Consider the following 26,566-nt stretch of genomic DNA (forward strand, 5'->3'; position numbering starts at 1 on the left):
CACCTGCCAGCGGGTGGTCGCCGGGTGGTTGGATCGACCCATGCCGGACTCCGCTCGCCTCGACTCCCGGGTCCCGACCGGCGCCGACCCCGACGCCGTCTACGACGCCTTCACCGGCTGGGCACGTGACCGGGGCCTGGACCTCTACCCGCACCAGGACGAGGCGGTCATCGAGCTCCTCGGCGGCAACCACGTCATCCTCGCCACCCCGACCGGCTCCGGGAAGTCGATGGTCGCGATCGGCGCGCACGTGGCCGCACTCGCCCGTGACGAGGTGAGCTTCTACACCGCGCCGATCAAGGCGCTCGTCAGCGAGAAGTTCTTCGCCCTGATCGAGGTCTTCGGCGCCGACAACGTCGGGATGCTGACGGGCGACGCGGCGGTCAACCCCGACGCACCGATCATCTGCTGCACCGCCGAGGTGCTGGCCAACATCGCGCTGCGCGAGGGCCGGTCGGCCGACGTCGGGCTCGTGGTGATGGACGAGTTCCACTTCTACTCCGAGCACGACCGGGGCTGGGCCTGGCAGGTGCCGCTGCTCGAGCTCGTCGATGCCCAGTTCCTGCTCATGTCGGCCACGCTGGGCGACGTCTCCTCCTTCGTCGAGGACCTCCGCAGGCGCACCGGTCGCGAGACCGCCGTCGTCGACGACGCCGAGCGGCCGGTCCCGCTGAGCTTCCGGTGGTCCATGGAGCCGCTCGACGACACCCTCGCCGAGCTCGTCTCCACCGGGCAGGACCCGGTGTACGTCGTCCACTTCACCCAGGCGGCCGCGGTCGAGCACGCCACCAACCTCCTGCGGCACCCGCCAGCCAAGGTGGACAAGGACGCGATCGCCGAACGGATCGGCGCCTTCCGCTTCGGCGCCGGCTTCGGCAAGACCCTCTCGCGGCTGGTCCGCAACGGCATCGGCGTGCACCACGCGGGGATGCTGCCCAAGTACCGCCGCCTGGTGGAGACGCTCGCGCAGGCGGGCCTGCTCCGCGTCATCTGCGGCACCGACACCCTCGGCGTCGGGATCAACGTCCCGATCCGCACCGTGCTGTTCACCGGCCTCGCCAAGTTCGACGGCACCAAGCAGCGGGTGCTGCGGACCCGGGAGTTCCAGCAGATCGCGGGCCGTGCGGGGCGCGCGGGCTACGACACGGCCGGCTACGTGGTCGTCCAGGCACCCGAGCACGTCATCGAGAACGAGCAGGCCAAGGCCAAGGCCGCGGCGCGCGTGGCTGCGGGCAAGAAGAAGTCCAAGGCGCAGCTGAAGAAGCCGCCCGAGGGCACGGTCGTGTGGACCGAGCAGACCTTCGACAAGCTCGTGGCCGGCGTGCCCGAGCGGCTGGTGAGCCGGATGAAGGTCGACAACGCGATGCTCGTCAACGTCGTGGCCCGCGAGGAGGACGCCTTCGCGGTGGTGCGGCGGCTGACGACCGACAACCACGAGGACCCCCGCGGCCGCGTACGGCTGGCCCGACGTGCGCTGCGGCTCTCGCGCTCCCTCATCCGCACGGGCATCGTGACGCGCCTCGACGAGCCCGACGAGCACGGCCGGCGCTTCGTGCTGACGGTCGACCTGCCCGACGACTTCGCCCTCAACCAGCCGCTCGCCCACTTCGCGCTCGCCGCCTTCGACGTGCTCGACCCCGAGTCGGAGACGTACGGGCTCGACGTCGTGTCGGTGGTCGAGGCGGTGCTCGAGGCACCCCGGCAGATCCTCATGGCCCAGCAGCACGCGGCCCGCGGCGAGGCGATCGGGGAGATGAAGGCCGACGGCCTCGAGTACGACGAGCGGATGGCGCTGCTGGAGGAGATCACCTGGCCGCAACCACTGCGCGAGCTCCTCGAGGCCCTCTACGAGACCTACCGCCAGACCCATCCGTGGCTACCCGACGACGCCCTCGGGCCGAAGTCGGTCGTGCGCGAGATGTGGGAGCAGGGGATGGGGTTCACCGACTTCGTCGGCCGCTACCAGCTCGCCCGCTCCGAGGGCCTGGTCCTGCGCTACCTCACCGACGCCTACCGCACGCTGCGCCAGACGGTGCCCGAGGCCCATCGCGCCCCCGAGGTGGAGGACGTCATCGACTGGCTGGGGGAGACGGTGCGCCAGACCGACTCCTCCCTGCTCGACGAGTGGGAGGCGCTGTCGGACCCCGACCACGTCCCCGGCTCCGTCGCGCACCACGAGCCGCCGCCACCGCCGCGCCCGTTGTCGAAGCAGGAGCGGGCGTTCCGGGTGATGCTGCGCAACGCGATGTGGGCACGCGTCGACGCTGTTGCGCGCGACGACCTCGACACGCTCGTACGCCTCGAGCGCAACGCCGCCGACCGCACCGAGCCGCCGCGTCAGGTCGTCGTCGGCAGGTCGGTGTGGGACGCAGCGCTCGAGGGCTACTACGCCGAGCACGACCGCGTGCTGACCGACGCCGACGCCCGCGGCCCGGACCTGCTGGTGGTGGGGGAGGAGCGGACGGGTGAGCCCGTCGGGGTCGAGGAGGGCGCGACCGCGCGCGTGCGCGACGTACGCCAGACGATCCACGACCCGGAGGGCCACCACGACTGGGTGATCGAGGCCGTCGTCGACTGCGACGCGACCGACGCGTCCGGCGAGCTGGTGCTGGCGACCGCCGCGATGAGGCGCCTGTGAGGGCGGGTTCCGGGGGCGCGTAGAGTCCCGCGCGAAACCGGTGCCGTGACTGTCGACGTGTCGACAAAGTCGGACGTCGTCGACGTGGTCCAATCGGGACGTCGGTCGGTGCACCACGCACACGACGCACCCGAGGAGGAGTGGACATGAGCGGTACGGGTTTCCACGGTTCGAACGGCAGCAGTGCCTCCCAGGTGCCGCCGCTCGTCCGACCTCCGCAGCCGCACACCAGCCCCCAGCCCGGCCCGACACCGCGAGACGAGCAGCCCGTGACCCAGCCCATCCCCTTCGAACGCCCTGTCCAGACGCGTACGGTGACCGCCCCCGCGGCCGAGCAGCCGCTCGGACCGACCGGGCGCCCGATGCCCGTGTTCCCGGAGCCGGCTGCGCTCACGGAGCACGGTGGCGCCCGCGTCGTGTCGATGTGCAACCAGAAGGGCGGCGTCGGCAAGACCACCACCACGATCAACCTCGGGGCGTCCCTCGCCGAGTTCGGCCGCCGGGTGCTGCTCGTCGACTTCGACCCCCAGGGGTCGCTCTCGGTCGGGCTCGGCCTCAACCCGCACGAGATGGACCTGACGATCTACAACCTGCTGATGGACCGCGAGGTCACGCTGGACGAGGTCGTGGTGCCCTCGGGCATCGAGGGCATGGACCTGCTGCCGTCCAACATCGACCTCTCCGCGGCCGAGGTCCAGCTCGTGCACGAGGTGGCGCGCGAGCAGACCCTGCAGAGGGTGCTCGCGCCGGCGCTCGCGCACTACGACGTGATCCTCATCGACTGCCAGCCCTCGCTCGGCCTGCTGACCGTCAACGCGCTGACCGCCTCCGACGGCGTCATCGTCCCGCTCGAGTGCGAGTACTTCGCGCTGCGGGGCGTCGCGCTGCTCAAGACGACCATCGACAAGGTCCGCGAGCGGCTCAACCCCAAGCTGGAGATCGACGGCGTCCTCGGCACGATGTTCGACGGCCGCACGCTCCACAGCCGCGAGGTGATGGAGCGCCTGGTCTCCGCCTGGGGCGACAAGGTGTTCCACACCGTGATCCGCCGGACCGTCAAGTTCTCCGACGCCACGGTCGCCGGTGAGCCCATCACCTCGTACGCCTCGTCGTCCACGGGCGCCGACGCCTACCGCCAGCTCGCCAAGGAGGTGGTGACCCGGTGGCCCGCCGAGTGAGCATGCCGGCCGCGGACGACCTGTTCCGGCCGACGTCCACCGCGGAGGACGCGGCCACGAGCGAGGCCGGCAAGCGCCCGCGCCGCGTACGGGCGGTGGCCGACGATGCCGAGCCCGCCGGGCCGAGGCGTCCGAGCGGACGGGTCCGCCACGACGAGAAGATGACGGTCTACGTCACCTCCGACGAGCTCCTCGACATCGAGCACGCCCGCCTCGTGCTGCGACGCGAGCACGGCCTGGCGGTCGACCGCGGGCGACTGGTCCGCGAGGCCCTCGCCATGGTGCTCGCCGACCTCGAGACCCAGGGCGCCGACAGCGCCCTGGTGCAGCGGCTGCTCGAGGAGTGAACGCCACCGCCGACCCCGCGGCGGGCGCGCTGGAGCCCGGGAGCGAGGCTCCGGCATTCGCCGTCCGGCTGGACAACTTCGAGGGCCCCTTCGACCTGCTCCTCGGCCTGATCTCCAAGCACAAGCTCGACATCACCGAGGTCGCGCTGTCGCAGGTCACCGACGAGTTCATCGCCCACGTCAAGAACCTCGGCGACGCGTGGGACCTCGAGCAGACCACGTCGTTCCTCGTCGTGGCCGCGACGCTGCTCGACCTGAAGGCGGCCCGGCTGCTGCCGCAGGGCGACGTCGAGGACGAGGAGGACCTCGCGCTGCTCGAGGCGCGCGACCTGCTCTTCGCCCGCCTCATGCAGTACCGCGCGTTCAAGCAGGTGGCCTCCGTGCTGGAGGAGCGGCTGGCCTCGGAGTCGCGGCGCCACCCGCGCGCCGTGGGGCTGGAGGAGCGCTTTGCCACGCTGCTGCCCGAGGTGCTCATCGGCATCGGCCTCGACGACTTCGCCCGGCTCGCTGCGAGGGCCATGGAGCCGAAGCCCGTGCTGGAGGTGTCCCTCCAGCACATCCACGCGGCCAGGGTGAGCGTGCGCGAGCAGGCGCAGGTCGTCGTCGACCGGCTGCGCCGCAGCGGCACGATGACCTTCCGCGCCCTGTGCGGGGACTCACCCGACCGGCTCACGACGGTGGCGCGATTCCTCTCCCTCCTCGAGCTGTTCCGCGAGGGTGCCGTGTCGTTCGACCAGGTCACCCCCCTCGGCGAACTGACCGTGCGCTGGACGGGGGCCGAGAACGGGGAGGTCGACATCCACGACGAGTTCGACGGCTCGCCCGTCGACGACGAAGATGGGGCCGTGGCGTCGGTGGCGCCCGGCGAGGCCGAGGAGGACCAGTGAGCGAGCAGGACGAGGTCGAGACCCTCGCCGTGGCGGTGGCCGAGCTGCGCCCGGCGCTCGAGGCCATCCTCATGGTGTCCGACGAGCCGCTCGCGACGGTCCGGCTGGCGTCGGTCGTCGGCCACCGCGTCGAGGAGGTCGGGGCGGCGCTCGTGGCGCTGGCGAGCGAGTACACCGACCAGGGGCGTGGCTTCGAGCTGCGTGAGGTCGCCGGCGGCTGGCGCTTCTACTCCCGCCCCGAGTTCGCCGCCGTCGTCGAGTCCTTCGTGCTCGAGGGCCAGCAGGCACGGCTGACCCAGGCGGCGCTCGAGACGCTGTCGGTGGTCGCCTACAAGCAGCCCGTGTCGCGCGCCCGGGTCTCCGCCATCCGCGGCGTCAACGTCGACGGCGTGATGCGTACGCTCCTGTCGCGTGGGCTCGTGGAGGAGGCCGGGCAGGACGAGCACAGCGGCGCGAACCTCTATCGCACGACGTCCTACTTCCTCGAGCGCATCGGCGTCTCCTCGCTCGACGAGCTGCCCGAGCTCGCCCCGTACCTGCCGGACATGGACGACCTCGAGGACGAGCTGGCCAGCGTCGCCGGCCTCGACGCTCCGGCGCCCCCGCCCGAAGCCGCACCCGAAGCTGCATCCGCACCCGACCCCGCGCCGTCCCCGGCGCACCACCACTCCCCGCACTCCGGCTCCGGCACCGAGCCCGACGGCGGGACCGAGGTCACATGAAGCCGCACGACGCCCCCGACAACGACCAGCCCTCCTCGCAGCGGCCCGAGACCGACGAGGACGGCCTGATCCGCCTGCAGAAGCTGCTGGCGCAGTCGGGCGTGGCGAGCCGCCGCAAGTGCGAGGAGCTGATGCTCGACGGCCTCGTGGAGGTGGACGGCGAGGTCGTCACCCGCCTCGGCACCAAGGTCGACCCGCGTACGGCGGTCGTGCGCGTGGACGGCAAGCGGCTGCCGCCGATCAGCGACAAGGTCCACCTGGTCCTCAACAAGCCGCGCGGCGTGGTGTCGACCATGTCCGACCCCGAGGGGCGCCGCTGCCTCGGCGACCTGGTCGCGGACCGGCCCGAGCGGCTCTTCCACGTCGGCCGGCTCGACACCGACACCGAGGGCCTGATCATCCTCACCAACGACGGCGACTTCGCCCAGCACCTGGCCCACCCCTCCCACGAGGTCGACAAGACCTACGTCGCCGAGGTGGACGGCGAGGTGCACGTGCGCACGATCCGAGAGCTGCTCGCCGGCGTCACCCTCGACGACGGCCCCGTCACCGTCACCCGCGCGCGGGTGGTCGGCGGCGACCCGCGGCGCGAGGGCAGCAACCGCTCGATCGTGGAGCTGACGATCCACGAGGGCCGCAACCGCATCGTGCGTCGGCTCCTCGACCACGTCGGGCACCCGGTGCGGCGCCTGACCCGCACGCAGATCGGTCCGGTCACGCTGGCGCGCCTGGGGCCGGGGGAGATGCGCGAGCTGACCGTGGCCGAGCTCGGCGAGCTGATGGACAGCGCGCAGCTCTGAGCCCGTGCGCGGCTAGGCTCCTCGCGTGGCAGTGAGAGCAGTGCGTGGCGCGACCCAGCTCGAGGAGGACACCCGCGAGCACATGCTGGACCGGGTGGCCGAGCTGGTCACCGACGTGATGGAGGCCAACGGGCTCGAGGTCGACGACTTCATCTCGATCATCTTCACCGCGACCAGCGACCTCACCAGCGAGTTCCCGGCGTACGCCGCGCGGCAGCTCGGCTTCTCCGACGTGCCCCTGGTGTGTGCGCGCGAGCTGGAGATCGAGGGCTCGATGCCGCGGGTGGTGCGTCTGATGGCGCACGTGGAGACCGACCTGCCTCGCTCCGACGTCACGCACGTCTACCTCCACGGGGCGGCCAACCTCCGACGCGACCTCAGCCGGACCACCAGCCATGACTGACGACTCGCTGCCGGCCCTCGTCGGGCCGGTCGAGGTCGTCGGCGCCGGGCTCATCGGCACCTCGGTCGCCCTGGTGTGCAGCCGCCTCGGCCTCGAGGTCGTGCTGCGTGACACCTCCGAGGAGAACCTCCGAACCGCGCACGGACTCGGAGCCGGTCGCGCCGTCACCTCCTCCGACCGACCCCAGCTCGTCGTGGTGGCCGTGCCGCCGGCGAGGATCGCCGACGCGATCGTCGGTGCGCTCACCCGCTCGGGCGCGGTGGTCACCGACGTCGGCAGCGTGAAGGCGGCACCGCTGGAGGCGGTCGCCGCACGCGTCGGTGCCGCCGACCTCGCCCGCTACGTCGGGTCGCACCCGATGGCCGGCAGCGAGCGGTCCGGCCCGCTCGCGGCCAGTGCCGCGCTCTTCGACGGCCGCCCGTGGGCGGTGACCCCCCACGCGGGAGCCGATCCCCGCGCCGTGGGCCTGGTCGAGGCACTCGTCCTGGAGTGTGGCGCCGCACCCGTCCGGATGGCGCCCGACGAGCACGATCGCGCGGTCGCGCGGATCTCGCACCTGCCGCACCTCGCCGCGGTCCTCGTCGCCGGACGCCTCGCGTCCGCGCCGGCCGAGCACCTCGCGCTGTCCGGGCAGGGAGTGCGTGACGTCACCCGGGTGGCGGCGAGCGACCCCGCGCTGTGGCACCAGATCCTCGAGGCCAACAGCGAGGCCGTCCTCGACCTTCTGGCCGAGGTCCGCGCCGACCTCGACGCCCTGATGCGGGCGGTGGCGGCCGACTCCGCACCCGACCTCGTCGAGATCCTCGCCCGCGGCAACGCCGGCACCGCGGCCATCCCCGGCAAGCACGGTGGACCGGCTCGTCCGACCCGGTCCGTGTTCGTCTCCGTGCCCGACCACCCGGGCGAGCTGGCCCGCCTGTTCGGCGACGCCGGCGAGATCGGCGTCAACATCGAGGACGTGCACATCGACCACGACCCGGGCCGGCCGGTCGGCCTCACCGAGCTCGTCGTCGAGCGCGGCAGCGCCGACCGTCTGCTCGCGGCTCTCGAATCCCGCGGGTGGACGACCCACCGGTAGCCTTCTCGCCCGTGACCCACGTCGACAGCACCCCCCGTGACACGCACCGCCTCGTGATCGCCGTCGACGGCACGTCCGGCTCGGGCAAGTCGAGCACCTCGCGCGGCGTGGCCGAACGGCTCGGGCTGCGCTACCTCGACACCGGCGCCATGTTCCGGGCGATGACCTGGTGGCTGCTGCGCGAGGGCGTCGACGTCCTGGACGCGGCGGCAGTCGCCACCGCGGCCGGTCGCCCGGCCATCGAGTCGGGCACCGACCCCAGCCGCCCCACGATCACCGTCGACGGCGTCGACGTGTCGGTGGAGATCCGCAGCGACGAGGTCACCGGGGCGGTCAGCCCGGTCAGCGCGGTCCCGGAGGTGCGGGCGCGGCTGCTCGAGCTGCAGCGCGCGGTGATCGGAGACGGTGGCATCGTCGTCGAGGGCCGCGACATCGGCTCCGTGGTGTGGCCGCAGGCCGAGGTCAAGGTCTACCTCAGCGCCGACCCCGACGCCCGAGCCCAGCGGCGCGCAGCCGAGCAGGGCGGCAGTGACGTCGCGAGCACCCAGCAGTCGCTGCTCGAGCGGGACCGGATCGACTCCGGGCGTGCGACCGCGCCGCTGACGATGGCGGAGGGTGCCGTGCACGTGGACAGCACGCACCTCACGCTCGACGAGGTCATCGACCGGATCGTCTCCCTGGCGTCGGGCACCGGGGCCCCGGGGACCCGGGACGCGTGAGCGGGGCAACGCCCGCCCCGGAGCTACCGTCCAGCGCCGAGCGGCACCCGTCCACCCGCCTGCTGCGCCGCCTGCGCCGCCCGGCCGCCGCACTCGTACGACGGCGCTGGCCCGTCGAGGTGCACCACGCCGGGCGGGTCCCGGACGCTGGGGGAGTGGTGCTCGCGGCCAACCACGTCGGGGCGATCGACGGCCCGCTCCTCGCGGTCTTCGCGCCCCGTCCGGTCCACGCGCTGACCAAGGAGGAGATGTTCGCCGGCCGCCTGGCCGGGCTCCTCCACGCATCCGGCCAGATCCCGCTCGACCGCTTCAACCCCGACCCCGGCGCGATCCGTACGAGCCTGAGGGTGCTGCGCGACGGCGGGGTGGTGGGGATCTTCCCCGAGGGCACCCGGGGCGACGGCCAGCTGCACCGCTTCCACCACGGCGCCGCCTACCTCGCGCTGGTGACGGGCGTCCCCGTCGTCCCGGTCACGATGATCGGCACGCGTCCGGCGGGCGGCGGGACCAACGCGCTCCCGGTCCGCGGGGAGCGGATCGACATCGTCGTGGGACGGCCGTGGCGGACGACACAGCAGCCGTGGCCGCGCACACGGGAACACGTGGCTGCCACGTCGGTGTTGTTGCGGGGGCACATGCTGTCCGAGCTGGCGACCGCGCTGGCCGACACGCGCCGATCCTTGCCCGGGCCGCTTCCTGCGGGACAATCCGAGGACGACCCCGACACCGGGCTCGTCGAGCCATCCAGAGAGCTGTGATCTTCCATGACTGAGTACGACGCCGGCGTCGAGGCCACGTCCGCCGACGAGGCGACCGGCCCCACCCCCGTCCTGGCGGTCGTGGGCCGGCCCAACGTCGGCAAGTCCACCCTCGTCAACCGGATCATCGGTCGCCGCGAGGCGGTCGTGGAGGACCGTCCGGGCGTGACGCGTGACCGCGTCTCCTACGACGCCAACTGGGCCGGTCGCGCCTTCACGGTCGTCGACACCGGCGGCTGGGACCCCGACGCCCGCGGGCTCGCCGAGCGGATCGCCGGGCAGGCGGAGGTGGCCGTCACGCTCGCCGACGCCGTCCTGTTCGTGGTCGACGCGACCGTGGGCATCACCGACGCCGACGAGGCGGTCGTACGGATCCTGCGCAAGTCGGGCAAGCCCGTCGTCCTGGCCGCCAACAAGGTCGACGACCAGCGGACCGAGGCCGAGGCCTACGGCCTGTGGAACCTCGGCCTGGGCGAGCCTTTCGCCGTCTCGGCGCTCCACGGGCGCGGCTCCGGCGAGATGCTCGACGCGATCCTGGCCGCGCTCCCCGAGACCCCTCAGGAGTCCTTCGACGAGGTGGGCGGCCCGCGTCGCATCGCCATCGTCGGCAAGCCCAACGTCGGCAAGTCCTCGCTGCTCAACATGCTCGCCAAGGAGGACCGCGTGGTCGTCGACAACGCGGCCGGCACGACCGTCGACCCCGTGGACGAGCTGATCACGCTGGGAGAGCGCACCTGGCGCTTCATCGACACCGCGGGCATCCGCAAGCGGGTCAACCAGGCCTCCGGCCACGAGTACTACGCGTCCCTGCGCACCACGACCGCGATCGACCGCGCCGAGGTGGCGGTCCTGGTGCTCGACGCCAGCGAGACCGTCTCCGAGCAGGACATGCGGATCATCCAGACGATCCGTGACGCCGGTCGGGCGATGGTCATCGCCTTCAACAAGTGGGACCTCGTCGACGAGGAGCGCCGCTACTACCTCGAGCGCGAGATCGAGCGTGACCTCGTGCAGCTCAAGTGGGCTCCGCGGATCAACTTCACCGCCCGTACGGGTTGGCACGTCGACCGGCTCGTGCCGGCCATCGACAAGGCGCTCGAGGGGTGGGAGACCCGCATCGGCACCGGCGCGCTCAACACGTTCCTGGGCCGCCTCGTCGCCGAGCACCCGCACCCGGTGCGCAGCGGCAAGCAGCCCAAGATCCTGTTCGCCACGCAGCCCTCGACCGCGCCGCCGACCTTCGTGCTCTTCACCAGCGGCAAGCTCGACGCGGCGTACGAGCGGTTCATCGAGCGGCGCCTGCGCGAGGAGTTCGGCTTCGTCGGCACCCCGATCGTCATCCAGCAGAAGCCGCGCGAGAAGCGCAAGCGCTGACGCTCAGGGAGCGAGCCCGGCGTCGCGCAGCCAGTCCATCGGGTCGACGGGGCTGCCGCCGGCGGGGCGGACCTCGAGGTGCAGGTGCGGGCCGGTCGAGTTGCCGGTCGACCCGACACTGCCGATGACGTCCGCGACCCCCACCTCCTGGCCGACCACCACGGTCACGTCCGTCTGGTGGCAGTACCAGACCTCGGTGCCGTCGGGCAGCTCGAGGACGGTGCGCAGCCCGTACGGCCCGGCGTAGGACACGTCGGTCACCACGCCGTCGGACACCGCGACGAGGGGCTCGCCGGTCCCGGCGCTGAAGTCCTGGCCCCCGTGCTCGGCCTCCCACAGCGGGCCGGTCAGCCCGAAGCCCGCCGAGACGTCGTAGGAGGCCAACGGCAGCACGACGCGCACCGCGTCCGGGTCGCCGTGGTAGCCGTACCGCGCCAGCAGCTCCTGGCGTCCGATGAGGGCACGGTCGCGCGCGTCCGCCTGCCGGTTGAGGGCGGCGAGACGCTGCTCGCGCTCGGCCACCTGCCGGGCCAGCTCGATCGCCTGCTGCTGGCGCCCGTCCTCGCGCACCACGACCTCCGGGGCAGCGTGCGCCGCCGACGCGCCGAGCGTGAGCGCGACAGCGGTCGCGGCCACGGTGGCCGCGAGACCGGCACGGAACGGAACGGAAGACACGGTGAACCCCCCACAGGTTGACGGTTCATCTTGAGTCGCCGTCGCCGAGGCGGTGGGTGATTCACCGACAAATGGCCCGGTCGGACTAGACGGGCGGGGCGATTCCACGCGAGCCGTGGGGCTGCGGTAGTGTTCCCCTCGCTCCGCAGGCCTCGCGCCGGGAGCGTTCGGGCTGTGGCGCAGCTTGGTAGCGCACTTGACTGGGGGTCAAGGGGTCGCAGGTTCAAATCCTGTCAGCCCGACCGAAGAACCGCCTCTGACTTGCGGAAACGTGGGCCAGAGGCGGTTTCGGTTTTGACGTGGATCCTCGGAATGGTCGTTTACTGGTCGTAAACGATTTCGCGGCCTACGAATCCGAGCTCGCGTCGTCGCCCTCAGCCAGCCGCTCGAGGAGGTCGGAGAGGTCGGCCGAAACCGGCGGCTTGGCAATGTAGTGGTCTCGGGTGACCTGGCTCGAGGAGTGGCCGAGTTGGCGCGAAGCGAGCTCGGACGTCGCTGACTCGGAGATCAGTGTCGCCACCGTCTTGCGGAACGTGTGCGGGGTGACCCATTCGTAACCGGTGTCCTTGCGGATCTGCCGCCACCTCCGCTCGATGTTGACGACCTGATGCCACGTGCCGTTGCGGGTCGCGAAAACTGCGTCGTTCTCATTGGGAGTCGCGAACTCCCGGCGCACCCGGAGCAACTCGGCCGCGAACCGGGGGAGAACCACGGTTCGCCGGCTGGTTTCGGTCTTCGGTGTGGCCTTCCTGTAGGTGCCTTTCCCTGTCTCGGTCTTGATCGTGCCTGACACTGTGAGGGTCGGCAGATCTCCCTCGAGATCCAGGTCACTCCAGCGCAAGGCGAGGATCTCGCCAATGCGGCACCCGGTGGCGAGCATCAGGTCGATGATGTCGGCCATGTCACCGGTGGCTCTGGGTCCGGGCCGGTCCGCGTTGACCCACCGGCGTACGGCTGCGCGGATCTCAATCAAGTCCTCGATCCGCAGGGCCTTGGTCTCCTGCTTGGGTCGGTGAACCCGGGTTGTCCTGCGGGCCGGATTCGTCGGGATCGCGTCGTGTCTGACCGCGAGGTCGAGCATGGCTCCGAGGACGACCTTGGCCTTGCGTTGCCGGTTCACGCTCTGATCGCGCAGCCTTAGCAGGAGCCGGTCCAGGCGCCCCGTGGTGGCCTCGCGGAGCTTCAGACCGCCAACACTCGGTAGCACCAGGTTGTCCAGCACCCGGCGGTACTCGTTGATCGTGGTCTGCTCGATCCGTCCTTCGGCCTCGAGGCCAGTGATCCAGAGGTTGGCGAGATCCATCAGCCGGGTCTCCGCGGTGATGAGCTCACCCGCTGGCGCGGTGCGCGTGCCAAGCACGTCTCGAAGCGCTCGCTCCGCAGCTGCCTTGCTCGGACCAGTCGCAGTCACGCGACGAGTGTTGCCGTCGTGGTCGCGGAACCGGGTCAGTGCGCGGTAGTTGCCGTTGCGGATCTTCTCGGTGGTGATGGTCCCCCATGTGCCGAGGGGGAGTGGTGGCCTGGCCATGGCCCTACTCGCCTGCTGCGGGCTCGAGATGCTCGACGATCCACGCGTCGAGGTCCGCGCGGCGGTAGCGCAGGCAACCGCCCATCTTCACGGCGCGTGGGCCGAACCCGGCCCGGCGTGTCCGCCAGGTGTAGAGCGTCGCCTTCGGGATGGCGAGGTAGGCCGCAGCCTCGTCGATGGTCAGGATCAGGCTCTGGTGACTGGTGTCGACGGTGGTACTCATCGTGTGCTCCTTCGTGATCACGAGGACAGGTTTGCCCTCGTAACTGAAGGTGTGCAGCCCACACCGCGCAGGCTGTGGAGAATTGATTCCTGTTCGACCTCCTGGAGTTATTGAAGGTGTCACGCCGAGCGGTGGGTGCCAACTGGACCGACCGACTGGACTCTCTCGGCGCCCTCTGCTGCTACGTGACGTCGGTGGTCGGGTCGTGATCGAGCTTGCTGTGTTTTGCGCTCTTGGCCAGAGGTCGCAGGTTCAAATCCTGCCCCCGCTACAAAGTTTCAGGCTCGGAATCAACCGATTCCGAGCCTGAAAGCATTTAGAGATTTGATCCAGGTACCACTTACGGTCCAAAAACCCGGTCCAGGAACGTCCCCGCGGCCTCAGCGGCGATCTGGCTGCGGAGTCACTCCGATAGTTGCGGAACGACGCGGTCTGCGCTTTGCACCTAACGTGCATGGAGACCACAGCACCAACGATGAGCGGCCTCGAGCCGCTGATGAGCATCGAGGAACTCTCGGAGTACCTCCACGTGCCGGTCAGGACGCTGTACGACTGGCGCCTCGCCGGCAAGGGCCCCTGCGCCATCCATGTCGGCCGACAGCTGCGCTACTTCGTGAGCGACGTTCACGAGTGGCTCGCGTGCCAGCGGGAAGGACGCCCCGGGGCTTCGCCGGAGGGGTCGTGAAGTCCCATGGCTAGGCCCCGCACGCCGATCGGCACGTTCGGAGACATCTCGTACATCAGCGCGAGTGGAGGTCAGGTCCGTGCCCGCACCCGCTTCCGGGACACCGACGGCAAGGTCCGCCGGGTCTCCGCAACTGGCACAACCAGGCGCGATGCGGAGCGCAACCTCAAGAAGGTCCTTGCGGACCGCACCTCGCAGGGAGCGGCCGGCGAGCTCACGGCCAACAGTTCCTTCACGACGCTCGTCGACGTCTGGCTGGAGGACTTGGATCTTCAGGACAAGCTCGCCGAGAGCACTCGCGCTCTCTACGAACGCAACATGCGCCAGTTGGTGCTGCCGGTGTTCGAGGGCTACAGCCTTCGCGAGATCACCGTTGGCAAGGTCGACCAGTTCATCAAGCGCCTGGCGACGGCTAAGAGCTACAGCACGGCCAAGCAGGCGCGAACGGTCCTTAGTCTGGCCTTCGGGCTTGCTGTCCGTTACGACGCTCTTGAGAAGAACCCGGTTCGCGACACTGCCCGTCTCCACAAGCCGCCTTCGGAGACGATGGCACTGACACTGGATCAGGTCGAGGCCATTCGGGCGGCGGTGCGCAACTGGCGGCGTGCCCCAGGGACGCCGGGCCCACCGCCCGACGGCCAGTTGGAGCACATCATCGAGATCATGCTCGGCACCTCGGCTCGGATCGGAGAGGTTTTGGCGATCCGGCGCTGCGATGTCGACGTCACGGTATCGCCGGCGACAGTTCGGATCTGCGGCACGATCGTGTCGCCGGCCGGAAAGCCCACTTATCGGCAGCACCATCCGAAGACCCAAAAGTCGACGCGTGTGGTCTCGGTGCCGAGCTTCGTGGCTGAGGTTATTCGGCAGCGGCTGGTGCTGATCGGGCACGAGGACCCGGAGCACCTGCTGTTCTTTACGCGCAATGGGACGCCGCTGACGACCAACAACATCCGTCGCCGTCTCCGTGCGGTCTTGTCGGAAGCTGGAATCGAGGGCGTCACGCCGCATGCGTTTCGTCGCACCGTGGCGACCGTGCTTGACCGGGCCAGCGGCCCGGACCTGGCAGCGGAACTGCTCGGTCACACCTCGTCCAAGATCACCAAGGAGCACTACATCCAGCCCGACGAGGCGGTGGATCCAGTGACAGCGGAGATCCTAGAGTCGTTGGCCCCGAAGCGTCCTGACGGGGCGTGAGGCCACGGTCACAGCGACGGGCCAGACTGGGCGCGCCGGGGCTCTGGTCGGTGATTGAGGGCGGCCGCGAACTCTGCGCGGCTCGCGGCCGCCCTCGTCGGTGCTTTGGAAGCAGGAGGCGGTGCGCGGAGTTCGTCACGGACGATGTCGAGGAGGGCCGGGCAGACGTCGGCGGTGATCGGCGTGAAGCGGTGGCGGGTCGGCGTCACCCTGGCCGAAACGCCCGTATCCAGCCTCGGTAGGGGGACGCGGGCGAAGTAGATCCGCTCGCGTGCTCCCTGCTGGATCACCTCAGCGATCCGGTCGTCGATTCCTCGAAAGAGATTGTCGAGGTGCCGGAGTGCATTGGAGTCGGCCGCGGCGTCGAGTACATCAAGGTGCTGGACGCGCGCCGCTGCGAGCGCTGCCTCGCCCGCTGCCGGTCCGCCGTTGCCGAGCATGCCGCCGATGTCGCGGGTTGCACGGGCGAGTCGCAGATACGTTCCAGAGCGGGCCTTCCACTCCTGGGCCAGGTCGGGGTGGGTCGCCGTCACGAGATCGGCGGTGTCCCGAGACACGATCCGCTGAGAGTCGAGAATGAGGCGCAGACTCCGGGCATCGGGGAATGAACCGAGTTGGAACAAGAGGTTGTTCTCGGCCTGGACTACGCCAACGATCCCTGGGAGTCCGGTGCCGTCGATCGGGGTGATCCGTGGTCGCCATCCTCGGAGATCGATCGTGTAGTCGGGCTCGTCGCGGCCGGCGAATGTTGAGCAGGTCTCGGCGGCCCGATTGAGCCATCCAGCATCCTTGAGAGGCTGCCACTGCGGGATGTTGCTGTACCTCCGGTCGAGCGCGACGAGGCCGCGCACAACGTCGGAAGCATCCTTGAGGAGCGTCATGCATTGCACGCGTGTCAGGCGCCCGTGGCCCAGTCCGGCGTCGAAGTCGTGCTCGCCGAGGGCTGCTGCACGGGCGACGTTGCGCCAAGTCTCGACCATCGGAAACTGCTGCTCTGTCGTGAGTTCCTCGAGCGAGGGCGGGCCACTCGAGTGTTCGATCGTGATGTCGAGGCGGTGGCCCAGTTCGTCAGCGGGGCCGCGGGTCCGGGTGCTCGTCCCGAGGAGGTTCATTCGCGGATTCGCCGCCCGAACAGCTTGAACACTCCACACGAGCGCGGACTGTCGGTAGCGGGCGATCTGTTCGCCGAGAAGTCGGCGCTCATCAACGGTGGTGGTCTCTGGGATTGTGTGGCTGCCGGCTCCGCCCAGTCGCTGCTGAATCCGGTGTTGACGAAGGAGCGTGCCGAGTTGGGTGCGGAGCTGGCCGCCGTTCTCGGCGTACATCAGCTTGCGTCCAGGGCCCTGGCTGCGTCGAGCATGTCGAGAACGAGCTCGACCTGGAGGACGTCGATGCCGTGGCCGACGAGGTCTTCGATCGCTTGCTCGGCGATGGCAAACAGCACGTCGCGGTGTTCGCCGGGGACCTCGGTGATGCCGGGGACGTAGTCGCCGTGGATCCAGTCGAGCTGCAGCAAGACGCGCTCGTACTCCGCGGAGGCGTCCTCCGAGCTCGCCCGGTCTGCCAGCGCTGCGACGTACGAGCGGGCCTCGGCGAGGGTGACTGCGTGTGCGAGCAGCATGGGTGATTCCTTTCGACGAATCTGCTTGTTCAGTTCAGGTGGCCGGTCGCCGGTGGCGTGCTGTGAACCGTGTGGCTTGTGGATGGATGCGCCTGAGCTCCAGCGGTGCAGTCATCCCGCGAGGCTGGCTCTGACCCGCTCCTCGATCCGTCGTCGTGCGGCTATGTCCTCGACGACGAACTCGATGAAGTCCGCACCCCGGTTCTCGATGACTACTTCTGCCGCGGGCGGCTGCGGATCCTCGCCTGGCCACGACGTCTGGCGGGTCGCTCGGTCCTTCTCGAGGCGGGTGCCGCAGGTCGCGACCCACTCGCGAAGCCGATGGCGGGCGTCGGCGAAGTCGCGGTGCCACATCAGCGGCGCGGACGGTGAGCCGTCGGGGTCGTAGGAGTTCAACCAGTGCAGGTGAAGTGCCGAGAGTTCCCAAACGAGCTCGTCGTGCCGATGCCAGTACGGCGGAATGACCGTCGGCGGCAACCCGTAGGTGGCACGGAGCCAGTCCACCCAGGCGTTGAGGTCGAGCCACTCGGACTCCGCCTCCTCGCTGGAAAGCAGATTCCAGTTGAGCGGTCGGAGTGGCAGCTCAGGGTCGTCTGGATCGCTGTATTCGGCTGAGCCAGCGAATATCGGATGGACGCTGGCGTCGAACGCGGGCTCGAACAGTGACCCCTGTCCGTTGTTCTCGGGCATCGGCGTCGAGCTCCGTCAGAGGCCGACGACTCGCGGCGGCTCGCTGGCGACCGTCATCTGGTCGCTCGGCGGCTCCGGCTGGTTCGCCGGCGCCCGGTCTACGGAGTAACGCGTCCAGGTCGTGTCGTGACCGATGTGGCGGGCGACGAACTGCTCGCGCATGACCGTCTGCTCGTTCCAGGTCGACTCGTACTCGGTAACGTAGCCGGACGCCACGAACTGGTCGCCGACCCGGAACGGGTCTGCTGCACGAACGGGTGACAGTTTCGGTTAGGCCGCCTTGATCACGGCCGGATTCATGATCAACTCGTACTCGACCGGGGTCAACCGTCCAAGAGAGGCCTGTCGACGGCGTCGGTGGTAGGTCCTCTCGATCCAAGTCACGATCGCGATCCGCAGCTCCTCGCGCGTCGCCCACGCTCGCCGGTTGAGGACGTTCTTCTGCAGCAACGCGAAGAACGACTCCATGGCCGCGTTGTCGCCAGCCGCACCGACCCGGCCCATCGAGCCAACCATCGAGTGACGGTTGATCGCGTGGACAAACTTCCTGCTTCGGAACTGCGACCCGCGGTCGGTGTGAACCACACAGCCAGCCACATCACCACCTTCGATGCGGCGGCGAGCAACGGCATTGTTCAGCGCCGCGACCGCCAGCGACGACTTCATCCGTGAGTCGATGGAGTAGCCGACGATCCGGTTGGAGTAGACGTCCTTGATCGCGCAGACATAGAGCTTGCCTTCGCCGGTCCAGTGTTCGGTGATGTCGCTGAGCCAGAGCTCGTTCGGGCTGTTGGCTATGAACTCGTGCCGGGTCACCCCGTGCCTGTCGATGACGGCGCACAGGTCGTCGTGGACCGGCGGCCCTGGCTTCTTGCCGTTGCTGCCGCGCTTCTTGCCGTGCGAGGACCACCAACCCAGCTCAGAGCAGATCCTCCAGGCCGTCCGCTCGGCCATCGGCTCGCCGGCCTCATTGGCCTCATCGACCAGGAAACGGTAGCCGAACTCAGGGTCGTCGCGGTGAGCGTCGAACAGAGCGTTGGCGCGGTAAGCCGCCCTCAGTTCGGCGTCGGTGATCGGGCACTTCAGCCAGCGGTAGTAGGGCTGGCGTGCGATGTCGAGCACCCGGCACGTCACCGCGACGGGCACCCGCACCGGGGCGTCCTTGGCGGCCAGCTCGCGGACGAGCGGGTACATCATTTTCCCGGCACGTTGGCCTGCGACAGATACGCAGCAGCGCGACGCAGGACCTCGTTCTCCTGCTCGAGGAGCTTGATCCGCTTGTTCGCTTCACGCAGCGCATCAGACTCAGCCGCGGGGGTGGCGCGGCTTGATGATCGGGACGAGTTCCGTTCGTCGATCGACAGCCACCGTTTCAGGCACGACGGCGAGATGCCGAAGTCCTTCGCGACCTGGGCCATCGAGGCATCCGAGTCCTTGTAGACCCGGATCACGTCCTCGCGGAACTCCTTGGGGAACGCCTTCGGCATGGTGCACATCCTTCCAGCGCCGACTCATCGACGCAGATTCAGATGTCACCTATCCGTGCAGCAGACCCAACCGTGCGTACGCGCGCTTGGCGGACTCGCCGTACATGACGAGACTGTGGAAAGTCGGCTCGAGCTTCGTGAACGCTCCGTCGGCTTCCTTGCGCCAGTGCTCGACGCCGATGCGCGCGAAGAATCGTGCGTCCTTTGAGTCAGGCTTGCTCAGTTCGGGCGCTGTGGCGATGAACCCGTGGAGGCTCAACTGTGTCGGGATGGTCATATCTCTGACTCCTGCGGTATCGCGGAGCCTCGGGTGGCGTCCGCTCTCAGGAGTCAGGTGTTGCTGCGGGTCCGTGGCGGCCGATGTGCGCAATCGAGCGCGATGTGTCGGGCCGTTGCTCTACCGTCGGATCGCGGGGAAGGAGTTCGGATGGCGGTCCTGAAGACCATGGTCTGCTTGGCCAACTCGAAGAAGCACGGCGGGACCTGCTTTGCCGGGATCGAGCTGCTGGGTTCCCGGACGGGTGGATGGATCCGCCCGATCAGTTCGCGTCCTGGTCACGAGGTGAACCTCGTCGAGCAGGCGCTCAGCGATGGTTCGCAACCCTGCGTCCTCGACGTTGTGACGGTGGGCGTTCTCCGGCCGGTACCAACCGGCTGCCAAACCGAGAACTGGCTACTGGACCCCTCCTATCGCTGGACGCGGGAGGGATCGTGGTCCTTCTCCGACCTCGACGGGCTTGTGGACACGCCGCCGACCCTCTGGAGCAATGAGTCGTCATCGACGGTTGGGATCCACGACCGGGTGGCGGAGAAGCACCTCGACCGGCATAGCCGTTCGATTGGACTCATTCGCCCCGAGACCTCCCAGGTCGTTGTCGCGACGAACCCTTGGAGCAGGGGGCTCGAGGTGCGGCTGCTCTTCACGTACAACGCTGTCGAGTACGAACTGAAGATCACGGATCAGGCGTACTTTGCTCACTACCTGGCTTGCGGGGCGGGGCATTACCCACTCAGCCCCGGCACGCTCGTGACGGTAAGCCTTGCCGAGCCGTACACGGCTCCCCAACCGGGTGCCGAGGCATACTCGTACAAGGTCGTCGCCGCGATCATCGAGCCAGAAGGATCCCCAGGAGGTGCCCCGTGAACGAGGACGGCACCATCTACACGGTCGGGCACTCCACTCACGAAATCGAGACGTTCCTCGAGCTGCTGGCTAAGCACGAGATCTCGGCGGTTGCGGACGTCCGGTCGACACCGGCGAGCCGGTTCAATCCGCAGTTCAACCGTGAAGCTTTGAAGGCGGCGCTGGGGCGAGTGTCGATCGGGTACGTCTACCTTGGCCGTGAGCTCGGTGCGCGCTCGGATGATCCCAGCTGTTACGTCGACGGCAAGGTTCAATACGAGCGGCTCGCCAAGACTCCGGCCTACGGGGCAGGCATCGAGCGACTCATAACGGGACGAGCGGACCACAGGATTGCCATCATGTGCTCGGAGCGGGAACCGTTGGACTGTCACCGCACAGTGCTCGTGACTGAATCCTTGTTCGCGCTGGGTGTTCCCGTTGTGCACATCCTCGGAGATGGCGCGCTAGAACCCCACGACGAGACTCGTGCGCGCCTCCGTGAGATTCACGGACTCGCTGAGCCGGACCTGTTCCATTCCACTGAAGAACTAGTGGCACAGGCTCTCAGTCGCCAGGAGGAGCGGATCGCCTACGTCGACAGCGATCGTCAAGAGGCAGTAGGCGACTGATGACTCACATCTTCACAATTGGATTCACCAAGAAGCCGGCACGCACCTTCTTCGGTTTGCTGAAGGAGTCTGGAGCTGCGGGTCTCGTCGACGTCCGTCTGAACAACGTCTCGCAGCTCGCAGGCTTCGCCAAACGCGACGACCTCGAGTTCTTCCTCAACGAGATCTGCGGTATGTCGTACACCCACCTCACCTCGCTCGCTCCAACGCAGCCGATGCTGGATGCCTTAAAGAAGCAGGGAGGAGACTGGAAGGTCTACGAGTCCGAGTTTCTTGACCTCATGCGCGAGCGTCGGATCGAAGAATCCATCCGACCGGAACTGCTCGACAACACCGTCCTTCTCTGCAGTGAAGAGAAGCCGCACCATTGTCACCGGCGGCTCGTGGCGGAGTACCTCCAAGCCAACTGGGACGACGTCCAGATCACCCATCTTGGGTAGTGCTCATTCCTCGGCCTTGTAGGCCTTGATCAGTTCCTCGATGAACGTCAGGTGCGGGTTGGCTGAATCCTCGACCGCCACGATCGTGGTCCCTAGCTGACCGCGAGAGAGCGCGATGTGGCTCATGATCCGGCTGTTGCGAGTATGCGCTTCCGCGCTGCTGACCCCGTTAGCGAAGTCCAGGATGACGACGCGAGAGGCTTCGATGCCACGCGAGGAGTGGATCGTCGCCAGGCGCACATGGCCCTCGGGAACAGCGGCGTCCCGCGCTTCGCCGTCGATTTGGTCATGGACAGGCACACCAAGCATTGCCAGCGCGTCACGAGCCCACTTCGCCTCGAATGACTTTCCGTCACCTCGCGCACACAGGATGGCCAGATCCCGGCGCTTGCCTTCCGATGCCAACTTCTCCAGAATCGAGTTGAAGACCGCCACGTAAGCGTGGAGCTTTGCCTGACGCCAATCACTTCCCTGAGGCAAGGACACCCGGATGACCTCAGGCAACTCTCCGCCCGGTGTCATTTGGGTGCCCTCAAGATCCAGCATCTCTGACTGGTCCTCAGCTCCCACGCGGATCGGATGCTTGTTCACCCACTCCGGGATTGCGCCAAGGTCAGGCGACTTCTCGAAAACCGCCTGCGCGACGAGATAACCTGCGGATGAATTTCGGAAGTTGCGGCGCAGGGTCTCGACCACACCGTCGGCGCGAGCCTGAGCCAGGAACGCTGAGGGCTCACCAGTCTTGTTCGGCGATCCGTACAGTTCTTGGCCGGGGCCGTCGGCAAGGAACCACTCGGCCGTGGGTGCGGCCAGATGGCTCAGAAATTCGAATGCGTCGTCTGCCATGTCCTGCCCCTCGTCAACGCACACCGTGCAGAAGGTGCCGCCGAAGGTCTCCAAATCATCGGCGAGCTGCTTCCGCAGTTCATCGACATGCGTGATCACGATTCGGTTGATCACCTCATCGCCTAGATTCTGGCTCGCCATGATGCCGCGCAAGGTAGACGCGAGAACGCGGTTGAAACAGGTAAAGAGCACCGCGCGTCCAGCGCGGGCGTGAGACACCGCAATCTCTTGGAGGCGGACGGTCTTACCCGTCCCCGGAGCGCCCCGGAAAATCGTCGGAGGCCTGTTGCCGGGTTGTAGGTACTTCTGGCTGATCGGAGACGGCGCTCCGAGCTGACGCCGCAGGACCCCGCCGCGTTCCTGATCAGCCTGGCTCGGCGCCGGCAGTGGACCAGGCTTGATCAGGTCTGTGAACCTCGCGATTTGGTCCGCCGTAGGGATGGGGTCCTTTGCGCTCCGTCCCTTGGCTGGGACCTCGCGGATTGCAAGAAGTCGTCTCCAAAGCTTCGTCGATGATTCGAGATCTTCGGCGAAGATCAGACTTTCGGCGTGGAGCACCACCTGTGGATCGTTGAATCGGGCGACAAAGGCCTGCCTCGTAATCCTCGGGAAGGCCGCGGTCATCAGGAAGAACGGTGCTCGCGATCCGGGGAACCGACCGAGGTAATTCCTGAGATCCATCGTGGCGAGGCCGATCTGGTCCACAGGATGCGGGCCTGACCGGCCTGTGATCACGCAGTGCTTCAGCCCGTAGGTCTCGATCAGGTCGAGGCTGATGCCCTTGACTTCGATCGTGAAGATGCCGATGTCCGGCTGTAGCAGGATCGCGTCAAGGTCGCCCACGCCCTGGAGATAGTCGACGTTGCCCCACACGTGAGTGCGGGCGTCACCGAGTTCGACCAGGCGCTCCAGGAAGGCTCGCTCGGCGGCGTGGCCCTTTGCTTCTGGAAGGGTCGTGTGTAGGCGTGCTGGCATGCTCGAACTCGTTCATCGGAAGACGTTGAGCCGACCCTAGTGAAGCGGACGCAGCCGCGCGCCCCAATCAGTGAAGGCACCTGCCCGCTGGTCGTTGCCTAGCGACGGCGGAGAGCCGCCTCGATCGCGGTCCGGTCGGCCGCAAGAGCCGCGGCGTCGTGGCGATCCGTCCACGGCCGCAGGTCGGTAACGATCGGCGGTGCGCTTCGGAGCAGGACGAGCGCCGTCCCGAAGGGAAGTGTCCGAATCGCTTCGGGCGGCATGACCGGCACACGGCGCATGGATCTCTGCAGCGACCGGGAGCCGTAGTCGCCCACAGAGATCGTGTCGGTGCGCTCGTCGCGCTCGCCGATCAGGGACGACAGATCCTGGAGGTCGCGTGCCGCTGAGGTTCCGCCGAGGACCACTTTCACGATAGACGCGTCCCAGATCGCGCCGGCAGCGTGGTCTCCCCACTTGTCGCGGGCCTGCGACAGGGACTGGAGCACCGGCATGGTCGTGATCCCGGTTCCGCCGCCCTCGGCCATGAGTACCGGAAGCGACGGGAGTGGCGAGAGGTTGCCGATCTCGTCGAGCGCCATCAGGAGGGGCGGGTCGAGCCGCGCCCCAGGTGAAGCGGCGGCGAGGTGCCGAGCTGTTTCGACGAGGTCCTCGATGAACGCCGCGACGAGAGACCACGATGCGCCGGCGCCCGCGCCGGTTGCGAGCAAGTAGAGCGTGCCATTGCTGGTCAAGAACTCGCTCGGATCGAACTGCTCGCCGGGGCCGGGGGAGACGGCGTCGAGGACCCTCGGGTCCGCGAGGCACGACAGCGCTAGCGATACCCCCATCCAGATCGAATCCCGTGTTCGTGGGTCGGAGTGGATCATCGACTCGAGCGAATCGGCCCATCCCGGGGCGGCGTCCCTGTGGCTGCTCAGGATGGCGACCGCGTCCGCTGCGGCCGACGGGGAGAGTGTCCATGCGAACAGTTCGGCGGGGCTGCGTCGGTCAAGCGCCGCTGCGTGAAGGAGCGACTGCAGCGCCGTCCGCGTCTTGCCCTCCCAGAAGCCGCCGGACTCAACTCCGCCGGTCGAAAGGCCAGTGGCCGAGGCGAGTCCTGTTGCTCGGATCATCGCGGTGAGAGGGTCCTCGCACCCGCGCACCGGCGACCAGCGCAGCCCCGCCGGCAGACCGTCGGCCAACCGTTGCGGGTCGAACACCGCGACCGGTCCGCGAGCGCGGCGGGCGGAGATGGTCGCAGCAATGTTGTCGGGGCGAGTGGCGGTCGTGATGACCGCGCCGGGGGCGTCGAGGATCGAGTTGATGACCAGGTGCAGGCCCTTCCCCGAACGTGGCGGGCCGAGCAGGAGCACTGAGTCTTCGACGGACGCCCAGACCTCGGTGCCGCGGGCGCGCCCGAGCAGGTACCCGACATCGGCCGCCGATGGGTGCGGTAGAGACGGACGGAGTGTCCGCCCGCGACTCAGCAACGCTTTGCGCGAGGCGGTCGCGCGGACGTCGTGGTGGGAAGCAACACCGGCCAGACGGTGCGGGTCCCGCCGGTTGCGGGACTGAAATCGGCTCACTCTGCGCCACGCCACGCAGGCGGTTCCTACGACCGCGGCGATCAGGAGCGCCATGACCTCCCAGTACGCCCATGCGGAGAGCTCTGGACTGCCGAGCGCCACGCCAGGGGATCCGGGGTCCGCGAGCACTCGGAGACCGGAACTCCAGCCACGAATCGGCTGGTCGGCGCCTGTAACCCAGGCGGCCAGCGTTCCCGCGAGTCGCAGGATGGCGGCGAGCAGACCAGTGAAGGCGATCGCGATCAGCCCGAGGTTGACCAAGTCGTTGTCGACCGACTGGCTGTGGGTGTTCATTCGCCGAGCACCCTGATCGCGCCGGATGTACGACCAACCAGAACGACAACGCCTCGGTGGGCTGCCAGGAGCGCCGGCGGAATTCGAGGGGCATCGCCCGCGTCGCCGCGCTGCCGGGCGACAACGACGGCGACAGAGACCTCCTCGTCCGGCAGAAACGGCTGCTCACTCTGCTTTCGGGCCGTGCGCTTCGGCGGCGCCGTGCGCTCTTGTGGCCTGGTTGGCGTGACGATGTCGGTGAAGGCGGAGCCGTCTGTTTCGTGAACTTCGACGCGCAACGGGGTTCCGAGGTCGTTCGCGATTGACTCGAGTGTCGATTTGAGGTCGTTGCGGTGGAGGGCGCCGTCGGGGGAGTAGGGCTCCCGGTCGAGGCGGACATCTAGATGGCCTCGGTCGTCAACGGCGACCTCAATGAGCGGCATGACGACGGGCACGCGCAGGGTCGCGTTCTCGTCGCGCCGGTATGGCGTTGTGCTGTTCAACATCGCTAGATCCCCAGTGCTTCGCTCGTCTGGCGCCGAGCGGCTGGCGCGTCAACTGCAGGGGTTCCTCGCTGGGCGCCGATGGAATCTCTGTCGAGGCCCGGTGGCGTACCGTCGACGACCTTGGCCGTCGGGAGGTTGTCGAGGATCTTCAGCGATGCGGCCCGCACCCTGTCCGCGGTGGCTTGAACGACCTCGACCGGAGGCTTGCCCGGGACATCGCTGGCCCAGGTCGACACGTAAGGGACCGTGTAGCTAGACGTGTCGAGTCCGTGCGCAGCGCCGACCATGAGAGCGACCGACTCGGCTTCCACCTCCGCCACGCCCCGGTGCATGACTGCATCGATGTTGTCGGGTCCGTGGAGCAACACGTGGCCGAGTTCGTGGGCCAGCGTCTTCACCTGGGCGGCGTCGTCCATGTCCATCCGGACCGACACCTCATGGGTCAGGTAGTCGGTGAGGCCGTTCGCGCCGCCGATCGACCGGGAGCTCGACACCAGTCGGAGCTCGAAGCCGGCGGCAACGATCTGGTCGGCGAGACCGTCCCAGAGGCCGTCGGGTGCCTGGCCCCGTAGGAGCGCGGGCCGCGGAGGCTCGGGGATCGGATCTCCCTCGGTTTGGGAGATGTCCCAGACGTGCGCGGGCTTGAGCCCGATCAGCCGAGATCGAACGGATTCGCCCCACTTTGGCTTCTCGCCCCGCGCGAGCCGCCGCCACGACTCCGGGTTCTCCGGGCTGGCGGAAGCGAAGCGAGCCGTGACTGGCGCCAAGATCGCGTATCCGCCCTGGCCCTTCATGACATGGCGGTTGAGGCTGAGCCACTGCTTGAAGCCGGCGACGTACGTGGGGACCGGGCTGGGCACTCTGCCCTCTTGGTACGCCGCGTTGTGCTGGCTGTAGATCAGGAGAGTGTTGTTGAATGACCGGGACCGGAATCGCGCCGCGAACTCCAGTGCGCCGCGCCAGTCATCGCCCGTCACCAGGGCAGTGACCGAGTCCGTGAGCTTCTGGTGGAGTGCGTCGAGCTTTGCTTCGCGCGCCTCGACGTCTCGTGTCTGCGTCCGCATTACTGGCCTCCGTCCGTCGTTGCCTCACCAGCGAGGTGTCCGGGCGGAGCCGTAATCTCTAGGAACTCAGGTTCGGTCGGACGTCCATGCGCTCCGATCTGCGTTTGTGCAGGTGGCGTCGGTTGAGTTCCC

29 protein-coding genes and 1 tRNA gene are annotated in these 26,566 nt (G+C 68.4%); 17 read left to right on the top strand and 13 right to left on the bottom strand.

The features are described from left to right. Positions 1-40 precede the first annotated feature (40 nt). From IE200_RS18715 to der, 11 genes are all read left to right on the top strand, one after another. Complete coding sequence (locus IE200_RS18715; protein WP_191281012.1) at positions 41-2,638, top strand: DEAD/DEAH box helicase; 2,598 nt, start codon at positions 41-43, stop codon at positions 2,636-2,638. Between the two features lie 269 nt (positions 2,639-2,907). Next, a complete protein-coding gene (locus IE200_RS18720) occupies positions 2,908-3,816 on the top strand; it encodes a ParA family protein (RefSeq protein ID WP_308433030.1) in 909 nt (302 codons plus the stop codon). Continuing rightward, the gene (locus IE200_RS18725; RefSeq protein WP_191281013.1) at positions 3,801-4,163 is read left to right on the top strand and encodes a hypothetical protein; all 363 of its coding nucleotides are present in this window, start codon (positions 3,801-3,803) and stop codon (positions 4,161-4,163) included. Before IE200_RS18720 ends, IE200_RS18725 begins: the two co-directional genes overlap by 16 nt. Continuing rightward, positions 4,160-5,050: a segregation and condensation protein A gene (locus IE200_RS18730; protein ID WP_191281014.1), complete on the top strand. Its 891-nt coding sequence runs from the start codon at positions 4,160-4,162 to the stop codon at positions 5,048-5,050. The genes IE200_RS18725 and IE200_RS18730 overlap by 4 nt, the downstream gene beginning before the upstream one ends. Further along, positions 5,047-5,772 carry an SMC-Scp complex subunit ScpB gene (gene scpB, locus IE200_RS18735; RefSeq protein WP_191281015.1) on the top strand — a complete coding sequence of 242 codons (726 nt, stop codon included), beginning with the start codon at positions 5,047-5,049 and terminating at the stop codon, positions 5,770-5,772. Before IE200_RS18730 ends, scpB begins: the two co-directional genes overlap by 4 nt. Next, a complete protein-coding gene (locus tag IE200_RS18740) occupies positions 5,769-6,572 on the top strand; it encodes a pseudouridine synthase (RefSeq protein WP_191281016.1) in 804 nt (267 codons plus the stop codon). The genes scpB and IE200_RS18740 overlap by 4 nt, the downstream gene beginning before the upstream one ends. A 25-nt stretch (positions 6,573-6,597) precedes the next feature. After that, positions 6,598-6,975 carry a chorismate mutase gene (gene aroH, locus IE200_RS18745; protein ID WP_191281017.1) on the top strand — a complete coding sequence of 126 codons (378 nt, stop codon included), beginning with the start codon at positions 6,598-6,600 and terminating at the stop codon, positions 6,973-6,975. Continuing rightward, on the top strand, positions 6,968-8,053 hold the full coding sequence (locus IE200_RS18750; protein ID WP_191281018.1) for a prephenate dehydrogenase: 1,086 nt from the start codon (positions 6,968-6,970) through the stop codon (positions 8,051-8,053). The genes aroH and IE200_RS18750 overlap by 8 nt, the downstream gene beginning before the upstream one ends. A gap of 11 nt (positions 8,054-8,064) precedes the next feature. Further along, the gene (cmk, locus tag IE200_RS18755) at positions 8,065-8,772 is read left to right on the top strand and encodes a (d)CMP kinase (RefSeq protein WP_229856810.1); all 708 of its coding nucleotides are present in this window, start codon (positions 8,065-8,067) and stop codon (positions 8,770-8,772) included. Next, positions 8,769-9,530, top strand: a complete 762-nt coding sequence (locus IE200_RS18760; protein ID WP_191281020.1) for a lysophospholipid acyltransferase family protein — start codon at positions 8,769-8,771, stop codon at positions 9,528-9,530. Before cmk ends, IE200_RS18760 begins: the two co-directional genes overlap by 4 nt. Positions 9,531-9,536: 6 nt before the next feature. Continuing rightward, entirely contained in the window at positions 9,537-10,904 is a 1,368-nt protein-coding gene (gene der / locus IE200_RS18765) for a ribosome biogenesis GTPase Der (protein ID WP_191281021.1), read from the top strand. Between the two features lie 3 nt (positions 10,905-10,907). Here the strand turns inward: der and IE200_RS18770 are convergent, their stop codons facing one another. Continuing rightward, positions 10,908-11,579: a M23 family metallopeptidase gene (locus IE200_RS18770; RefSeq protein WP_191281022.1), complete on the bottom strand. Its 672-nt coding sequence runs from the start codon at positions 11,577-11,579 to the stop codon at positions 10,908-10,910. A gap of 168 nt (positions 11,580-11,747) precedes the next feature. Between IE200_RS18770 and IE200_RS18775 the strand changes: the two genes are divergently transcribed. Then, positions 11,748-11,821 (top strand) — tRNA-Pro (locus IE200_RS18775). Positions 11,822-11,925: 104 nt separating this feature from the next. Here IE200_RS18775 and IE200_RS18780 read toward each other — a convergent pair. Continuing rightward, entirely contained in the window at positions 11,926-13,107 is a 1,182-nt protein-coding gene (locus IE200_RS18780) for a tyrosine-type recombinase/integrase (protein ID WP_191281023.1), read from the bottom strand. Positions 13,108-13,111: 4 nt separating this feature from the next. Next, on the bottom strand, positions 13,112-13,330 hold the full coding sequence (locus tag IE200_RS18785; protein ID WP_191281024.1) for a helix-turn-helix transcriptional regulator: 219 nt from the start codon (positions 13,328-13,330) through the stop codon (positions 13,112-13,114). Between the two features lie 475 nt (positions 13,331-13,805). On the opposite strand from IE200_RS18785, the gene IE200_RS18790 reads away from it, so the two are divergent. After that, positions 13,806-14,015, top strand: a complete 210-nt coding sequence (locus IE200_RS18790; protein WP_229856812.1) for a helix-turn-helix domain-containing protein — start codon at positions 13,806-13,808, stop codon at positions 14,013-14,015. Positions 14,016-14,021: 6 nt separating this feature from the next. Continuing rightward, the gene (locus IE200_RS18795) at positions 14,022-15,212 is read left to right on the top strand and encodes a tyrosine-type recombinase/integrase (RefSeq protein ID WP_191281025.1); all 1,191 of its coding nucleotides are present in this window, start codon (positions 14,022-14,024) and stop codon (positions 15,210-15,212) included. An 8-nt stretch (positions 15,213-15,220) separates the two neighbouring features. Here IE200_RS18795 and IE200_RS18800 read toward each other — a convergent pair whose 3' ends face one another. From IE200_RS18800 to IE200_RS18825, 6 genes are all read right to left on the bottom strand, one after another. Continuing rightward, a complete protein-coding gene (locus IE200_RS18800) occupies positions 15,221-16,537 on the bottom strand; it encodes a hypothetical protein (RefSeq protein ID WP_191281026.1) in 1,317 nt (438 codons plus the stop codon). Next, positions 16,537-16,833, bottom strand: coding sequence for a hypothetical protein (locus tag IE200_RS18805; protein WP_191281027.1), 297 nt, complete (start codon positions 16,831-16,833; stop codon positions 16,537-16,539). The genes IE200_RS18800 and IE200_RS18805 overlap by 1 nt, the downstream gene beginning before the upstream one ends. 111 nt (positions 16,834-16,944) lie before the next feature. Continuing rightward, positions 16,945-17,523, bottom strand: coding sequence for a hypothetical protein (locus IE200_RS18810; protein WP_229856813.1), 579 nt, complete (start codon positions 17,521-17,523; stop codon positions 16,945-16,947). 15 nt (positions 17,524-17,538) lie between these two features. Then, positions 17,539-17,685: a hypothetical protein gene (locus IE200_RS18815; protein ID WP_191281028.1), complete on the bottom strand. Its 147-nt coding sequence runs from the start codon at positions 17,683-17,685 to the stop codon at positions 17,539-17,541. A gap of 108 nt (positions 17,686-17,793) precedes the next feature. After that, positions 17,794-19,010, bottom strand: a protein-coding gene (locus IE200_RS18820; RefSeq protein WP_191281029.1) for an IS3 family transposase whose coding sequence is annotated in 2 segments (ribosomal slippage) — positions 17,794-18,723 and positions 18,726-19,010 — 1,215 coding nt in all. Because the reading frame shifts where the segments join, the coding sequence is not laid out codon by codon here. 49 nt (positions 19,011-19,059) lie between these two features. Next, complete coding sequence (locus IE200_RS18825; RefSeq protein WP_191281030.1) at positions 19,060-19,287, bottom strand: hypothetical protein; 228 nt, start codon at positions 19,285-19,287, stop codon at positions 19,060-19,062. Between the two features lie 150 nt (positions 19,288-19,437). Here IE200_RS18825 and IE200_RS18830 point away from each other — a divergent pair, with 150 nt between their 5' ends. From IE200_RS18830 to IE200_RS18840, 3 genes are read left to right on the top strand one after another with little or no spacing between them, the layout of a single operon-like run. Further along, a complete protein-coding gene (locus tag IE200_RS18830; protein ID WP_191281031.1) occupies positions 19,438-20,154 on the top strand; it encodes a dual OB domain-containing protein in 717 nt (238 codons plus the stop codon). Beyond that, complete coding sequence (locus IE200_RS18835) at positions 20,151-20,762, top strand: DUF488 domain-containing protein (RefSeq protein WP_191281032.1); 612 nt, start codon at positions 20,151-20,153, stop codon at positions 20,760-20,762. Before IE200_RS18830 ends, IE200_RS18835 begins: the two co-directional genes overlap by 4 nt. Beyond that, positions 20,762-21,202 carry a DUF488 domain-containing protein gene (locus IE200_RS18840; RefSeq protein ID WP_191281033.1) on the top strand — a complete coding sequence of 147 codons (441 nt, stop codon included), beginning with the start codon at positions 20,762-20,764 and terminating at the stop codon, positions 21,200-21,202. The genes IE200_RS18835 and IE200_RS18840 overlap by 1 nt, the downstream gene beginning before the upstream one ends. A gap of 3 nt (positions 21,203-21,205) precedes the next feature. On the opposite strand, the gene IE200_RS18845 is transcribed toward IE200_RS18840, so the two are convergent. From IE200_RS18845 to IE200_RS18860, 4 genes are all read right to left on the bottom strand, one after another. Further along, a complete protein-coding gene (locus IE200_RS18845; RefSeq protein WP_191281034.1) occupies positions 21,206-23,023 on the bottom strand; it encodes a nuclease-related domain-containing DEAD/DEAH box helicase in 1,818 nt (605 codons plus the stop codon). Positions 23,024-23,121: 98 nt separating this feature from the next. Next, complete coding sequence (locus IE200_RS18850; protein WP_191281035.1) at positions 23,122-24,885, bottom strand: TraM recognition domain-containing protein; 1,764 nt, start codon at positions 24,883-24,885, stop codon at positions 23,122-23,124. After that, positions 24,882-25,370 carry a hypothetical protein gene (locus IE200_RS18855; protein ID WP_191281036.1) on the bottom strand — a complete coding sequence of 163 codons (489 nt, stop codon included), beginning with the start codon at positions 25,368-25,370 and terminating at the stop codon, positions 24,882-24,884. The genes IE200_RS18850 and IE200_RS18855 overlap by 4 nt, the downstream gene beginning before the upstream one ends. A 2-nt stretch (positions 25,371-25,372) precedes the next feature. Further along, positions 25,373-26,434: an ArdC family protein gene (locus IE200_RS18860; RefSeq protein WP_191281037.1), complete on the bottom strand. Its 1,062-nt coding sequence runs from the start codon at positions 26,432-26,434 to the stop codon at positions 25,373-25,375. Between the last annotated feature and the right edge of the window lie 132 nt (positions 26,435-26,566).

Origin of the sequence: Nocardioides flavus (ex Wang et al. 2016), from assembly GCF_014653115.1 — a bacterium.
Classification (GTDB): domain Bacteria; phylum Actinomycetota; class Actinomycetes; order Propionibacteriales; family Nocardioidaceae; genus Nocardioides; species Nocardioides flavus.

What these genes read in the sequence shown, in the direction of transcription:
- IE200_RS18845 (WP_191281034.1), bottom strand. Translation starts at nt 23,023, where the DNA reads ATGCCAGCACGCCTACACACGACCCTTCCAGAAGCAAAGGGCCACGCC.
- IE200_RS18850 (WP_191281035.1), bottom strand. Translation starts at nt 24,885, where the DNA reads ATGAACACCCACAGCCAGTCGGTCGACAACGACTTGGTCAACCTCGGG.
- IE200_RS18860 (WP_191281037.1), bottom strand. Translation starts at nt 26,434, where the DNA reads ATGCGGACGCAGACACGAGACGTCGAGGCGCGCGAAGCAAAGCTCGAC.
- IE200_RS18840 (WP_191281033.1), top strand. Translation starts at nt 20,762, where the DNA reads ATGACTCACATCTTCACAATTGGATTCACCAAGAAGCCGGCACGCACC.
- IE200_RS18825 (WP_191281030.1), bottom strand. Translation starts at nt 19,287, where the DNA reads ATGACCATCCCGACACAGTTGAGCCTCCACGGGTTCATCGCCACAGCG.
- IE200_RS18815 (WP_191281028.1), bottom strand. Translation starts at nt 17,685, where the DNA reads ATGCGCGAGCAGTTCGTCGCCCGCCACATCGGTCACGACACGACCTGG.
- der (WP_191281021.1), top strand. Translation starts at nt 9,537, where the DNA reads ATGACTGAGTACGACGCCGGCGTCGAGGCCACGTCCGCCGACGAGGCG.
- IE200_RS18830 (WP_191281031.1), top strand. Translation starts at nt 19,438, where the DNA reads ATGGCGGTCCTGAAGACCATGGTCTGCTTGGCCAACTCGAAGAAGCAC.
- IE200_RS18810 (WP_229856813.1), bottom strand. Translation starts at nt 17,523, where the DNA reads ATGCCCGAGAACAACGGACAGGGGTCACTGTTCGAGCCCGCGTTCGAC.
- IE200_RS18800 (WP_191281026.1), bottom strand. Translation starts at nt 16,537, where the DNA reads ATGTACGCCGAGAACGGCGGCCAGCTCCGCACCCAACTCGGCACGCTC.
- IE200_RS18795 (WP_191281025.1), top strand. Translation starts at nt 14,022, where the DNA reads ATGGCTAGGCCCCGCACGCCGATCGGCACGTTCGGAGACATCTCGTAC.
- IE200_RS18855 (WP_191281036.1), bottom strand. Translation starts at nt 25,370, where the DNA reads ATGTTGAACAGCACAACGCCATACCGGCGCGACGAGAACGCGACCCTG.
- IE200_RS18805 (WP_191281027.1), bottom strand. Translation starts at nt 16,833, where the DNA reads ATGCTGCTCGCACACGCAGTCACCCTCGCCGAGGCCCGCTCGTACGTC.
- IE200_RS18790 (WP_229856812.1), top strand. Translation starts at nt 13,806, where the DNA reads ATGAGCGGCCTCGAGCCGCTGATGAGCATCGAGGAACTCTCGGAGTAC.
- IE200_RS18715 (WP_191281012.1), top strand. Translation starts at nt 41, where the DNA reads ATGCCGGACTCCGCTCGCCTCGACTCCCGGGTCCCGACCGGCGCCGAC.
- IE200_RS18750 (WP_191281018.1), top strand. Translation starts at nt 6,968, where the DNA reads ATGACTGACGACTCGCTGCCGGCCCTCGTCGGGCCGGTCGAGGTCGTC.
- IE200_RS18780 (WP_191281023.1), bottom strand. Translation starts at nt 13,107, where the DNA reads ATGGCCAGGCCACCACTCCCCCTCGGCACATGGGGGACCATCACCACC.
- IE200_RS18785 (WP_191281024.1), bottom strand. Translation starts at nt 13,330, where the DNA reads ATGAGTACCACCGTCGACACCAGTCACCAGAGCCTGATCCTGACCATC.
- IE200_RS18740 (WP_191281016.1), top strand. Translation starts at nt 5,769, where the DNA reads ATGAAGCCGCACGACGCCCCCGACAACGACCAGCCCTCCTCGCAGCGG.